Annotated in this window: 12 protein-coding genes and 1 pseudogene; 8 read left to right on the top strand and 5 right to left on the bottom strand. The window is 71.9% G+C overall.

Annotated elements, in window-relative coordinates; all coding sequences use genetic code 11:
* Window positions 1–5: 5 nt before the first annotated feature.
* Genes AC5Y5B_RS11120 through AC5Y5B_RS11105 form a run of 4 tightly spaced genes read right to left on the bottom strand, consistent with a single transcriptional unit; the run spans window position 6 to window position 5,038 of the window.
* Window positions 6–1,361: a TIGR01777 family oxidoreductase gene (locus tag AC5Y5B_RS11120; protein ID WP_112634932.1), complete on the bottom strand. Its 1,356-nt coding sequence runs from the start codon at window positions 1,359–1,361 to the stop codon at window positions 6–8.
* A 17-nt stretch (window positions 1,362–1,378) separates the two neighbouring features.
* Entirely contained in the window at window positions 1,379–2,623 is a 1,245-nt protein-coding gene (locus AC5Y5B_RS11115; protein ID WP_112634933.1) for a glycosyltransferase family 4 protein, read from the bottom strand.
* A gap of 13 nt (window positions 2,624–2,636) precedes the next feature.
* Window positions 2,637–4,217 (bottom strand): 1,4-alpha-glucan branching protein domain-containing protein, encoded by a 1,581-nt coding sequence (locus tag AC5Y5B_RS11110; RefSeq protein ID WP_500005355.1) that lies wholly within the window; start codon window positions 4,215–4,217, stop codon window positions 2,637–2,639.
* Window positions 4,214–5,038 (bottom strand): class I SAM-dependent methyltransferase, encoded by an 825-nt coding sequence (locus AC5Y5B_RS11105; RefSeq protein WP_500005354.1) that lies wholly within the window; start codon window positions 5,036–5,038, stop codon window positions 4,214–4,216. Before AC5Y5B_RS11105 ends, AC5Y5B_RS11110 begins: the two co-directional genes overlap by 4 nt.
* 228 nt (window positions 5,039–5,266) lie before the next feature.
* On the opposite strand from AC5Y5B_RS11105, the gene AC5Y5B_RS11100 reads away from it, so the two are divergent.
* The 6 genes from AC5Y5B_RS11100 to mnmA all read left to right on the top strand — a co-directional run bounded on the left by AC5Y5B_RS11100 (window position 5,267) and on the right by mnmA (window position 11,297).
* Window positions 5,267–6,058 (top strand): electron transfer flavoprotein subunit beta/FixA family protein, encoded by a 792-nt coding sequence (locus AC5Y5B_RS11100; RefSeq protein WP_112634936.1) that lies wholly within the window; start codon window positions 5,267–5,269, stop codon window positions 6,056–6,058.
* Window positions 6,059–6,097: 39 nt separating this feature from the next.
* Window positions 6,098–7,054: an electron transfer flavoprotein subunit alpha/FixB family protein gene (locus AC5Y5B_RS11095; protein WP_112634937.1), complete on the top strand. Its 957-nt coding sequence runs from the start codon at window positions 6,098–6,100 to the stop codon at window positions 7,052–7,054.
* 263 nt (window positions 7,055–7,317) lie between these two features.
* Window positions 7,318–8,166: a GNAT family N-acetyltransferase gene (locus AC5Y5B_RS11090; RefSeq protein ID WP_500005353.1), complete on the top strand. Its 849-nt coding sequence runs from the start codon at window positions 7,318–7,320 to the stop codon at window positions 8,164–8,166.
* On the top strand, window positions 8,163–9,008 hold the full coding sequence (locus AC5Y5B_RS11085; RefSeq protein WP_289176363.1) for a lysophospholipid acyltransferase family protein: 846 nt from the start codon (window positions 8,163–8,165) through the stop codon (window positions 9,006–9,008). Before AC5Y5B_RS11090 ends, AC5Y5B_RS11085 begins: the two co-directional genes overlap by 4 nt.
* Window positions 9,009–9,041: 33 nt before the next feature.
* Window positions 9,042–10,220, top strand: a complete 1,179-nt coding sequence (locus AC5Y5B_RS11080; protein WP_112635786.1) for a cysteine desulfurase family protein — start codon at window positions 9,042–9,044, stop codon at window positions 10,218–10,220.
* Window positions 10,221–11,297: a tRNA 2-thiouridine(34) synthase MnmA gene (gene mnmA, locus AC5Y5B_RS11075; protein WP_500005352.1), complete on the top strand. Its 1,077-nt coding sequence runs from the start codon at window positions 10,221–10,223 to the stop codon at window positions 11,295–11,297. It begins immediately after the preceding gene.
* Here the strand turns inward: mnmA and AC5Y5B_RS11070 are convergent, their stop codons facing one another.
* Complete coding sequence (locus AC5Y5B_RS11070; RefSeq protein ID WP_500005351.1) at window positions 11,298–11,942, bottom strand: sensor domain-containing protein; 645 nt, start codon at window positions 11,940–11,942, stop codon at window positions 11,298–11,300.
* Between the two features lie 99 nt (window positions 11,943–12,041).
* On the opposite strand from AC5Y5B_RS11070, the gene AC5Y5B_RS11065 reads away from it, so the two are divergent.
* Window positions 12,042–13,070 (top strand): uroporphyrinogen decarboxylase/cobalamine-independent methonine synthase family protein, encoded by a 1,029-nt coding sequence (locus tag AC5Y5B_RS11065; protein WP_500005350.1) that lies wholly within the window; start codon window positions 12,042–12,044, stop codon window positions 13,068–13,070.
* A 40-nt stretch (window positions 13,071–13,110) separates the two neighbouring features.
* Window positions 13,111–13,238, top strand: a pseudogene (locus AC5Y5B_RS11060) (transcriptional regulator); the annotation flags it as partial.
* Window positions 13,239–13,249 lie beyond the last annotated feature (11 nt).

Here is a 13,249-nt window from a genome sequence, read left to right as displayed (position 1 = left end):
CGTCGTCAACCGGTGCGGCCCAACAGGTGGCGTAGCGCCCCCTCGAGGTCGGGCCGGCGGAACCGGTGCCCCGCGGCGGCCAGCTTGGCCGGAGCCACCCGCTGGCTCGCGGTCGCCAGTTCGCGGGCGCCCTGCCCGCCCAGCAGCAGCCGCGGACCCAGCGATGGCACCGGCACCACCGCCCGCCGGTGCAGCACCGACGCCAGGGTGGCGGTGTATTCGCGGTTGCGGACCGGTTGTGGCGCAACGGCATTCACCGGGCCCGACAACGTGGCGTCCCAGAGCGCGCGGTGGTAGACGTCCACCAGGTCGTCGATGCCGATCCAGGACAGCCACTGGCGACCGTCACCCAGCCGGCCGCCCAGCCCGGCGCCGAACAGCGGGCGCATCAGCCTCAGGGTGCCACCGGCGGGCGATTGCACGATGCCGGTGCGCACCCGCACCACCCGCACCCCGGCCTGCTGCGCCGGCGCGGTCGCCGCCTCCCAGTCGGTCACCACGTCCGCCAGAAACCCGTCGCCCCGATCGCTGTCCTCGGTGAGCGTTTCATCGCCACGGTCGTACCCGTAGTAGCCGATCGCCGACGCCGAGATCAGTGTGGCGGGGCGCGGCGCGCTGCGGCTCAGCAGTTCGGCCAGCCGCCGGGTCGGCTCAATCCTGCTGTCCCGGATGGCGTTCCGGTGTTTGTCGGTGAACCGGCCGGCGATGGATGCTCCCGCCAGGTGGATCACCGCGTCGACACCGTCGAACAGCCCCGGGTGGGGATCGTCGGGGTTCCAGCGCCGCTCGTCGTCGCCGCGCGCGGCACGCCGGACCAGCTGGACCACCCGATGCCCGCCGGTGCGCAGGAAGGCGGTCAACGCCGAACCGACCAGTCCCGACGAGCCGGTGACCGCGATCGTCATCGGCCGCAGCCCGTTCTCGGCGGCCAACCGGTGCGCGGCCATGTCGTCGGCCAACTGCCGGTGCCGGTAGTCGAACATGGGCCGCAACAGCGACCCGGGCACCGGCGTCTCGACCCGGTCGATCACCCTGGTGCGGTTGCCGCCGAGGTCCTCGAACTCATGAATGTGACGCCAGCGCACGGCGATTCGCGCCGGGAGGGTCGCCAGGCCGTCGCCGCCGATGGTGTCGACGAACCGGCGCGGCGGGTCGTAGCCGTCCGGCTGATGGACGGCGACCCAGCGCAGGCCGCCGGGCAGCGCCAGCGTCGCGCGCCCGTCTTCGAGCGAGGCGGCCTCGGTGACCAGGCGCATCGGCTGCCACGGCGGCGAGAGCCGGGCGAACGCCCCGGGCCTGGCATACCAGTCGAAGACGTCGGTGATTCCGGCGTCCACGACGCTCGAATACTCCAGCCCCATGCCTGAAACGTTAGCGCCTACCGGTCCGGCAGGGCGTGCTCGACGATGGGCAGCCGGGCGTGCGGCTGGCGCACCCCACGCTTGGCCGACAGGTACACCTGCGCCGTCTTCTCGGCCACCGTGTGCCAGTCGAAATCCGACGTGAGCCGTTCGCGGGCGGCGTGGGCGCGCCGCTGCGCGGCCTGCGGATCGTCGAGCACGGTGCGCACTGCCGCGGCCAGCCGGGCCACGTCGCGAGGCGGGCACGAGACACCGGTCTGGCCGTTGATCACCGCCTCGCCCAGGCCGCCGATGTCCGAGGTCACCAGGGGAGTGCCGGCCGCGGCCGCCTCCAGGGCCACGATCCCGAACGGCTCGTAGTGACTGGGCAGCACCGCGGCGTCGGCGCGGTGCAGGACGGCCAGCAGCTCGGTGTGTTCGAGGTGCCCGACGAACCGGATCGCCTTGAGCACCCGGTGTTTTCGGGCCTGCTCGACGAGCCACGCCTGCTGGGTGCCCTCGCCGGCGATGGTCAGGGTGGTGCCGGGGTGGCTGCGCCTGATCCGCGGGAGCGCGGCGATGACGTCGTGCACGCCCTTCTCGTATTCCAGCCGGCCCAGATACAGCAGTTCGGCCGGCCCGGTGCGCGGGCGGCGCGCGGCAAAGGGCCACCGCGCCGTCTCGATGCCGTTGCAGATCACCGTGATCTCGGCCAGGCCGGGTCCGAACAGTTCGGTGATCTCGTCGGCCATCGACGCCGAACACGTGATCAGCGAGTCGGATTCGCGCACCAGCCACGACTCGACCGCATGCACCTGACGGCTGATCGCACCGCTGACCCAACCGGAATGCCGGCCGGCTTCCGTCGCGTGGATCGTGGAAACCATTGGCGCATCGTAGAATTGGGCCAGCGCGATCGCCGGGTGGGCCACCAGCCAGTCGTGGGCGTGCACGACGTCGGGCCGCCAGGGGCGGTTGGTGCCCGGTTCGGTCAGGGGCAGCCCGGTGCGGATCATGGAGTGGCCCATCGCCAGCGTCCAGGCCATCATGTCGGTGCCGAAGCTGAATTCGTGCGGATCCTGGGCGGCCGCGATCACCCGGACGCCCTCGCTGATCTGATCCGACGACGGATGGCTGCGGGGATCGGTTCCGGTGGGACGCCGAGACAGCACGACGACGTCGTGACCCGCGGCGGCCAGGGCGGTCGACAGGTGGTGCACGTGCCGGCCGAGCCCGCCGATCACCACCGGCGGGTATTCCCACGACACCATCAGGATTCTCACGCCGCGGCCCGCCTCATCGGGGCAGCCTGCGGGCGTCGAGGGCGCCGAACAGGCCGTCGGCGCGGTTCCATCCCTCCGCCAGCCGCTGCGCCGTGTCGCGCCGGCCCGACGCCAGCGCGTCGGCGATCTCGCGGGTGGCGTGCGCGTGCAGGTGGGCGCGGTAGCGGGCGTAGTCGGTGGCCGAATCCTTGCTCACCATGAACGGCCAGTCGCTGGACACGGTGAGCAGCGTTTCGCGCAGGATCTGATCGGCGACGTGGTCGCGGGGGATGGGCCCGTCCAGCGATGCCGTCTGGGACAGCGCCTTGTCGACGGTGCCCAGCGCCATGTCGACCACTTCGCCGTTCAGCGCCACCAGGTCGGCGACCTGATCGCCGGCCCACACCTGCCAGTCCTTCCCGGATCCCCACGAGCTGGGCGGCAGGGCGACCGGGCTCCCGACGAAGCCGTCGGCGATGGCGTCGGACAGCGTGCCCACCCGAACCCCCGCCTCGGGCAGGGCCCGCAGCACCCGCTCCAGCCACGTCGGGCCCTCGTACCACCAGTGGCCGAACAGCTCGGTGTCGAAGGCGGCGATGACATGGGCGGGTCGCCCGGTGCGCTCGGACTCCGCGAGCAGCCTGTTGCGGACCACCTCGACGAAGTCGGCGACGTGCGTGTCGACCGCGTGGTCGGCGCGCTCGGGATCGTAGGGCGCCTTGTCCTGCGAGGACACGTTGCGGCCCGTCACCCGGGCCGGTTTGAGGCCGGTGAGGTGGTCGTAGGTGTGGAAGTCGCGATAGGCGGCGTGCCCGGGATAGCCGGACTTCGGTGACCACACCCGGTAGCTGACCTGCAGATCACGCCCGAACGCCACCACGTCGGTGTCACCGACGGGCCGGCCCAGCGCGGTGTCGCCGTGCAGCGACGGGCCGTCGACCATGAAATGGGTGACGCCCGCGGCCGAGTAGTCGTGCTCCATGCCGGGCGCATAGGCGCATTCGGGCGCCCAGATTCCGCCCGGGCGCCGGGCCAGTCGAGCCTGCGCGTCGGCCAGGCCCTCGCGCAGCGCGAACTCCCGCAGCCGCGGCGCCAGCAGCGGCTGGAACGGATGCGCCAGCGGGCCGCCCAGCAGCTCCACCGTGCCGGCGTCGAGCAGGCCGCGCAGCAGCGGGCTGCCGCCGTGCCGCCACAGGGTGGCGAAGTCCTGCAGCGCCCCTTCGGCCTCGGCGGATTCACGAATGCCCAAGGCGCGCAGGGCTTCCGGCGTGCACGACGGGTAGCCGGCCGACTTCGACCGGGGGGCGGAGCGCACGCTGGTGGCCTCCAGGGCGCGCAGCTGCCAGTTGGCCAGCCAGTGATGCATGCCGTCGAGGCAGTACGGGTCGTCGAGCTGCGCGTTGACCACCGGCGTGACGCCGAGCGTGATGAGGCCCCGGCGATCTTCCCCGGCCAACGTGTTCAGCACGCGCATCAGCGGCAGGTAGGACGCCGCCCAAGATTGGTAGAGCCATTCCTCGCCCACCGGCCAGCGGCCGTGATGGGCCAGCCAGGGCAGGTGAGTGTGCAAAACCAGGGTGAAGAGGCCGGGCACCCGGTTCTGCGCGGTGCTCACGGCGCTACCGCGATCGCGATCAGGTCGAGGCTGTCGTCGATGTGGTGGCCGGTGCCGGCGCCCTCGCCGGCCTCGACCAGGTCGAAGTCCTCAACGGTCACCGCGGCGACGTCGGCCGCCAGCTCGGGTGGCCACGGCGCATCGGCGACCGCGCGGGCGATCTGCGCGTCGATGATCGAGCCGCCGTGCCGGGCATCCATTTCCCGCAGCCGCGGGCCGTGGAACAGGCCGCTGATCGACACGTCGCCGAACCCGCCGTCGAGGAGCAGCTGGGTCAGCTCGGCGGCGTTGAGTTCCCGGGTGTGGAAGGGGTTGATCGGGGTGTCACGGCCGGGGGAGAAGGTGATCCGGTTGGGGGTCGACATCATCAGCAGCCCCGACGGCCGCAGCACCCGGGCGCACTCCACGACGAACTGTGTTTGGTCCCACAGGTGCTCGATCACCTGGAAGTTGACCACAACATCCACCGACGAGTCGGGCAGCGGCAGCTGTGCGAGGTTCGCCTGCATGACGTCCACCCGGGGGTAGCGGCCGCGGACGTGGGCCACCGCGGCCTCGTCGTAATCCACGGCTATGACGCGGCGGGCGACGCCGGCGATCAGATCGGCGCCGTAGCCCTCGCCGCAGCCGGCCTCGAGCACGTCGGCGTCCACGCAGCGCCCGGCAAGCCGCTGGTAGACGACCTCGTGGCGGCGGAACCAATAGTTCTCGATGTCCACACCAGGGATGGTGCGCTCGCCCGTCAGCGTCATCACGGCGTCGTCCGCCGACGCGGTGTCGCCGGGGGTGTGCTGCGGGACGTCAGGGACCAGTGCGCTCATTGCATAGGCAGGCTAACGCGAAGTGTCGGATTCGCGAACCGGGGACGTGAGCCCCCGGTTGTGAGGCGCCGGACGGGCTGCGAGAACGTGCACTACGACCAGCTATGGTGTGAATGCATACCGCACAAAGTTACCGGGTAGTAACACGGCCGTGCGTTGCGAAAAACGCGTACCGAGGTTTCGTAGTCGATTGCTGCGAGCCCCCTTCGAGGAGGACGAACCACACTCATGACGAACATCGTGGTCCTGATCAAGCAGGTCCCAGACACCTGGTCGGAGCGCAAGCTCTCCGACGGCGATTTCACGTTGGACCGTGAGGCCGCCGACGCGGTGCTGGACGAGATCAACGAGCGCGCGGTCGAAGAGGCGCTGCAGATCCGCGAGCGCGAGGGCGGCGAGGGGTCGGTGACCGTGCTGACCGCCGGTCCCGAGCGCGCCACCGAGGCCATCCGCAAGGCGCTGTCGATGGGCGCCGACAAGGCCGTCCACCTCAAGGACGACGGACTGCACGGTTCCGACGTGGTCCAGACCGGCTGGGCCCTGGCGCGTGCGCTGGGCACCATCGAGGGCACCGAGCTGGTCATCGCCGGCAACGAGGCCACCGACGGGACCGGCGGCGCCGTGCCGGCCGTCATCGCCGAGTACCTGGGCCTGCCGCAGCTCACGCACGTGCGCAAGCTCTCCATCGAGGGGGACAAGGTCACCGGGGAGAGGGAGACCGACGAGGGCGTGTTCACCCTCGAGGCCACGCTGCCCGCGGTGGTCAGCGTCACCGAGAAGATCAACGAGCCGCGCTTCCCCTCCTTCAAGGGCATCATGGCCGCCAAGAAGAAAGAGGTCACGGTGCTGACCCTCGCCGAGATCGGGGTCGAGGCCGACGAGGTCGGGCTTCAGAACGCCGGTTCGACCGTGCTGTCGTCGACGCCCAAGCCGCCGAAGACCGCGGGCGAGAAGGTCACCGACGAGGGCGAGGGCGGCAACGAGATCGCCAAGTACCTGGTCGGCCAGAAGATCATCTAGCACCAGACACCTCCGGACACACGAAAGAGCAAATAACCCATGGCTGAAGTACTGGTGCTCGTCGAGCACACAGAAGGTGCGCTGAAGAAGGTCACCTCCGAACTGATCACCGCCGCCCGCGCGCTGGGCGAGCCCGCCGCCGTCGTGGTCGGCGCGCCCGGGACCGCCGCGCCCCTGGTCGACGGTCTCAAGGAGGCCGGCGCCGCCAAGATCTACGTCGCCGAGTCCGACGACGTCGACAAGTACCTGATCACCCCGGTGGTCGACGTGCTGGCCTCGCTCGCCGAGTCCAACTCGCCGGCCGCGGTGATCCTGTCGGCCAACGCCGACGGCAAGGAGATCGCCGGCCGGCTCGCGGCCCGCATCGGCTCCGGCCTGCTGGTCGACGTGGTCGACGTCCACGAAGGCAACAAGGCGACCTACTCCATCTTCGGTGGCGCGTTCACCGTGGAGGCGCAGGCCAACGGCGACACCCCGGTGATCACCGTGCGCGCCGGCGCGATCGACGCCGAGCCGCAGGCCGGTGCCGGCGAACAGGTCACCGTCGAGGTGCCGGCCCCCGCCGAGAACGCCACCAAGATCACCGCCCGCGAGCCCGCGGTCGCCGGCGACCGCCCGGAACTGACCGAGGCCACCATCGTGGTCTCCGGTGGTCGCGGTGTCGGCAGCGCGGAGAACTTCAGCGTCGTCGAGGAGCTGGCCGACTCGCTGGGTGCGGCCGTCGGTGCCTCGCGCGCTGCGGTCGACTCCGGCTACTACCCGGGCCAGTTCCAGGTGGGCCAGACCGGTAAGACGGTGTCGCCGCAGCTCTACATCGCGCTGGGCATCTCCGGTGCCATCCAGCACCGCGCGGGCATGCAGACGTCCAAGACCATCATCGCGGTCAACAAGGACGAAGAGGCGCCCATCTTCGAGATCGCCGACTACGGCGTGGTGGGCGACCTGTTCAAGGTGGCCCCGCAGCTGACCGAGGCGATCAAGGCACGCAAGGGCTGAGTCACTCGGCCTCGAAAGCCCCCGGCACCGCGGTGCCGGGGGCTTTTTCGTACCACCGTCCACTCCTGTCACACCGGCACCGTCTCCAGACCATGAACCGAACGCAGGATCCGCTAGCGCCCGCGCTAGCGGATGGCGAACCCCGCCACCACCTCCGCCGGCCGGTGGTGGCGTCGATGCCGCGACAGTTCGTCATCTCACGTGCACCGACACGTCACAGCGGCGATGCCGACTAGCTCATCGACTACGCCACGTTGGGTCCCATGAGCATTGCTTCAGTCCTCATACCCAGCGATACGCCGCGCGGGACGGGGGCCGGCTCGCCGGCCGCGCCGCGCTACTCCCTGTTGCTGTCCACCGACCCCGGCATGATCGAGGCGGCGCAGCGACTCCGGTCCGACGTGTTCAGCAGCACGCCCGGGTTCGCACTGCCGGCCGGCCGGGACGAGCGCGATGTCGACCGGTTCGACGAGTTCTGCGACCACCTGCTGGTCCGCGACGACGACACCGGCGAGCTGGTCGGCTGCTACCGCATGCTGGCCCCGGCCGGCGCCATTGCGGCCGGGGGCCTCTACACCGCCACCGAGTTCGACATCCGCGCGCTGGACCCGCTGCGGCCCTCCCTGGTGGAGATGGGACGCGCCGTGGTGCGCGACGGGCATCGCAACGGCGGCGTCGTGCTGCTGATGTGGGCGGGCATCCTGGCCTACCTGGACCGCTACGGCTACGACTACGTCACCGGCTGCGTATCGGTCCCCATCGGCGGCGACGACGACGGTCAGGCGCCGGGCAGCCAGCTGCGCGGCGCCCGCGACTTCGTCCTGAGCCGCCACGCCGCGCCGCCGCAATACCGCGTCTACCCGCACCGGCCGGTGGTCGTCGACGGGACGGGGATCGACGACATCGCGCCGCCGGCGCGGCCGTCGGTTCCGGCGCTGATGCGCGGATACCTGCGGCTGGGTGCCCAGGTGTGCGGCGAACCCGCGCACGACCCCGACTTCGGCGTCGGCGATTTCTGCGTCCTGCTGGACAAGGCGCACGCCGACACCCGATATCTCAAACGGCTCCGGTCGGTGTCGGCGGCATCGGAAATGCCCGGCGGCCCGCGATGAACGCCCCGGCGGGCACCGGCCACCCCTGGCTGCCGCGCGCCTCGTGCGATGCGGGCTGCGTGGGCGCGGGCGACGCGCTGACCCCGCGCCGGCTGCGGGTGGCGCTGCGGGTCACCCTGCGCCTCCTGCTGGCGCTGCTGCTCGCGCCGGGGCTGCCGCTGCTGGCGGTACCGCTGCCGGGCCGCACCCGCGCGCAGCGCATCTATTGCCGCGCGGTGCTGCGCTGCCTGGGTGTGCGAATCACCGTGACCGGCAACCCGATTCGCAATCTGCGCGGGGTGCTGGTGGTGAGCCCGCACATGTCGTGGCTCGACGTCTTCGCCGTCGGCTCGGTGCTGCCCGGGTCGTTCGTCGCGCGCGCCGACATGTTCACCGGCCGCGCGACCGGGCTGGTTGCCCGCATTTTGAAGATCATCCCGATCGAGCGGTCCAGCCTGCGGCGGCTGCCCGGGGTGGTCGACGCCGTCGCGCGCCGGCTGCGCGCCGGTCACACGGTGGTGGCCTTCCCGGAGGGCACCACGTGGTGCGGTCTGGACCGGGGCGCCTTCTACCCGGCGATGTTCCAGGCGGCGATCGATGCCGGCCGCCCGGTGCAGCCCGTGCGGCTGACCTATCACCACGTCGACGGCAGCCCCTCGACGGTGCCGGCCTTCGTCGGCGACGAGACCCTGCTGAGCTCCATTCGCCGGCTGCTGATCGTGCCGCGCACGCTGGCGCGGGTGCACGTCGAGTCTCTGCAGCTCCCGGGGACCGACCGGCGCGCGCTGGCCGGCCGCTGCCAGTCCGCGGTGGGCGGCGGAACCGCCCGGCGCGCTGGTCACGGGCACGTGCTGGTGGCCTGAGCAACCGGGCGGGCCGGTATCGTGGTTCGCGTCATGGTCTACCTCGATCACGCCGCCACCACCCCGATGCACCCCGCCGCCGTCGAGGCGATGACGGCTGTGCTCGGCACGGTCGGCAACGCGTCCTCGCTGCACACCAGCGGCCGGGCGGCGCGGCGCCGCATCGAGGAGTCCCGGGAGCTGATCGCCGACAGGCTCGGCGCGCGACCGTCGGAGGTCATCTTCACCGCCGGCGGTACCGAGAGCGACAACCTGGCGGTCAAGGGCATCTACTGGGCCCGCCGCGACGCCGAGCCGCGGCACCGGCGCATCGTCACCAGTGCGGTGGAACACCACGCCGTGCTGGACTCGGTGCACTGGCTCGTCGAGCACGAGGGCGCCGAGGTCACCTGGCTGCCCACCGCCGCCGACGGGTCGGTGCCGGCCGCGGCGCTGCGCGAGGTGCTCACCCGCCACGACGACGTCGCGCTCGTCTCGGTGATGTGGGCGAACAACGAGGTCGGCACCGTCATGCCGGCCGCCGAACTGGCCGCCGTGGCGGCCGAATTCGGGGTCCCGATGCACAGCGACGCCGTGCAGGCGGTGGGGCAGCTGCCGGTCGACTTCGCCGCCAGCGGCCTGTCGGCGATGAGCGTGACCGCGCACAAGTTCGGCGGCCCGTCCGCCGTCGGTGCGCTGCTGCTGCGCCGCGACGTGGCGTGTGTGCCGCTGGCGCACGGGGGCGGGCAGGAGCGCGACATCCGTTCGGGCACCGCCGATGTCGCCGGCGCGGTCGGAATGGCGGCCGCGGCCCGGATCTCGGTCGACGGCCTCGAGGCCAACAGCGCCCGGCTGCGGGCGTTGCGCGACCGGCTGGTCGCCGGTGTGCTGGGCGCCATCGAGGACGTCACCCTCAACGGGGCCCGCGACCCGCAGCGGCTTCCCGGCAACGCGCACTTCACCTTCCGCGGCTGCGAGGGCGACGCGTTGTTGATGTTGCTGGACGCCAACGGAATCGAGTGTTCGACCGGATCGGCATGCACCGCCGGTGTCGCGCAGCCCTCCCACGTGCTGATCGCGATGGGCGCCGACGCGGCCACCGCCCGGGGGTCGTTGCGACTGTCGTTGGGGCACACCAGTTCCGATGCCGACGTCGACGCAGTGCTGCGGGTGCTGCCGGGCGCGGTGGACCGCGCCCGTCGGGCCGCGCTGGCCGCCGCGGGGGCGTCCTAAGTGAAAGTGCTTGCCGCGATGAGCGGTGGCGTCGACTCGTCGGTCGCCGCCGCCCGGATGGTCGACGCCGGACACGACGTGGTTGGCGTGCATCTGGCGCTGTCCAGCGCTCCCGGCACCCTGCGCACCGGCTCCCGGGGGTGTTGCTCGAAGGAGGACGCCTCCGATGCGCGCCGGGTCGCCGATGTGCTCGGAATCCCGTTCTACGTATGGGATTTCGCGGAGAGGTTCAAGTCCGACGTGATCGACGAATTCGTGTCGTCGTATGCGCGCGGCGAAACGCCCAACCCATGCGTGGTGTGCAATCAGAAGATCAAGTTCTCGGCCCTGTCGGCCAAAGCCGTTGCGCTGGGCTTCGATACGGTGGCCACCGGCCATTACGCCCGGCTCTCTGGCGGCCGGCTGCGCCGCGCCGTCGACATCGACAAAGACCAGTCCTACGTGCTGGCCGTCTTGAGCGCCGAGCAGCTGCGGCGCGCGGCGTTCCCGATCGGGGACACCCCCAAGCCGCAGATCCGGGCCGAGGCCGCGCGACGCGGGCTGACCGTCGCCGACAAGCCGGACAGCCACGACATCTGCTTCATCCCCTCGGGCAACACCCGCGCGTTCCTGGGCGAGCGCATCGGCGTGCGCCGCGGGGCCGTGGTCAATGCGGACGGCACGGTGCTGGCCGAGCACGACGGCGTGCACGAGTTCACCGTCGGCCAGCGCAAGGGTCTCGGCATCGCCGGACCGGGACCCGACGGCCGACCGCGCTACGTCACCGCGATCGACGCCGAGACCGCCACGGTGCGGGTGGGCGAGGCGGCCGATCTCGAGATCCGCGAAATGGTAGGTCGCACACCAATCTTCACGTCGGGCGTCGCGCCGTCGGGCCCGCTGGAGTGTGCGGTTCAGGTGCGCGCGCACGGCGAAACCGCCGACGCGATAGCCGAACTGGTCCACGGCGAGCTGGTCGTGCGACTGCGCGCCCCGATGCGCGGTGTGGCCCGCGGCCAGACGCTGGTGCTCTATCGCCGCGATCCCGAGGGTGACGAGGTGCTCGGCAGCGCCACCATCGCGGGCACCGCGCGCTGATCACCGCGGCATGTTCGCGGAGATGTTCGTCATCACGATGTCGGACACCGATTGCGCGAAGCCGCAGAAGGTGACCTCCAGCATGGCCACCGACAGGATCCGGTAGTCGCGGCCGCATCCCCCCGGCCGCAGGCGCAGCGTGGTGGCGTCGGCGTTCCAGTCGCCGACGTAGAGCTGTCCGCTCGAGCCGTTCGCGCAGTCGCCGACGGTGCCCACCAGGGCGCCGAAGGCGCGCCGGGCGGCGTCGGCGTCGCGATAGGCCGCGGCGCCCTCGGAGATCAGCGCGCCGTCGGGCGGGTCCTGAAAGGTCGTCTTGTGGAAGGCCTCGAGATCGCGGCCGAACGTGGCCGTCTCGGCGTAGATGAACCGGCACTCGCGCGGCGCGGTCTCCGCGAGCGCGTCGACGTCGACCGGGCTGGTGCCGTCCATCGACGGGATGATGGTCAGATGCTCGCCGGCGCCGGTGATCGTGCGCATCCGCGACTGGTCCAGCAGGATCGCGTCGACGTCGACGCCCTGCACCACCCGGCGGTTCGCGCCGGAACCCGCCAGGGCCGCGCCGTCCACCACCCGGGTGCACGACGCCACCAGCGCCACCGCCGCGCACAACAGCGGTAGCCACGCTGATTTCGGCTTCTGAGACACCCTTACGCACCCCTTTTGCGTCGAACCTACCCGCGCGGACCGCCCGCACACAGACCCCTGGCGACCGGTGAGTGCTGCGACGTCGAATACGGTTGCCGGGTGAGTGTTTTCGCCCCTCGGTTCGCCACGGCCAGCGGTGTCGGATCGTGGCCCGGGCTCGCCGCGCGGGAAGCCGCCGAAGTCGTGGTGGGTGAACTGGCGGGCGCGCTGGCCCACATCGTCGAACTGCCGGCCCGCGGGGTGGGTGCCGACATGCTCGGCCGGGCCGGCGCGCTGCTGGTCGACGTGGCCATCGACACGGTGCCGCGCGGCTACCGGCTCGCCGCCCGGCCGGGGGCGGTGACCCGCCGCGCGATCAGCCTGCTCGACGAGGACATGGACGCGCTGGAGGAGGCGTGGGAAGCCGCCGGCCTGCGCAACGACGGCCGGGTGGTGAAGGTGCAGGCGCCGGGCCCGATCACGCTGGCCGCCGAGATCGAGCTGGCCAACGGGCACCGGGCGATCACCGACGCCGGGGCGCTGCGCGACCTGGCGGCGTCGCTGGCCGAGGGGGTTGCCGCGCATCGGGCGGGGATGGCCCGCCGGCTCGAGGCGGAGGTGGTGGTCCAGTTCGACGAGCCGTCGCTGCCCACGGCGCTGGGCGGCCGGCTCAGTGGGGTCACCTCGCTGAGCCCGGTGGCGCCGCTCGACGAGGAGGTGGCCGCCGGCCTGCTCGACGGCTGCGCCCAAACGGTCGGAGGCGAGGTGCTGCTGCACTGCTGCGCCCGGGGTATCCCGTGGGACCTGATGCAGCGCAGCGCATTTAGCGCCGTTTCGGTGGACGCGGGCGCGCTGAGCGCCGCGGACCTGGACGGCATCGCCGGGTTCGTGGAGGCGGGCCGCACCGTCGTGCTGGGGGTGGTCGGCGTCGAGCCCCCGCCGCGCCGCCCGTCGGCGGAGGAGACGGCCGCCGCGGTGGTCGCCGTGACCGATCGCCTCGGCTTCGCCCGCTCGGCGCTGCGCGGGCGCATCGGCGTCACGCCCGCGTGCGGCCTGGCCCGCGCCACGCCGGAGTGGGCCCGCATCGCGATCGAGCTCGCCCGCAAGGCGGCCGAGATGTTCGCGGAGGACCCCGACGCCATTGGATAGGCAATCAAACGGTTGCGCGCCCGGGTATGACGGGCGCCGTCGACGCGGCCGCGAGCGCGTGTGGCGGTGCAGACCCAGCCGCTGGCGTCGGCCAGCGACTACCTGAGCCAACTGTCCCGCCGGTGGGATGCCGCGCTCGACCGGTTGCGGTCTTACGTCCAGGACTGAGCGCGCCGGGG

The sequence above is a fragment of the Mycobacterium sp. NGS33 genome (assembly GCF_059812885.1).
Note: the sequence above shows the minus strand (reverse complement) of the source record. Positions and strands in the feature narration are given on the sequence as shown.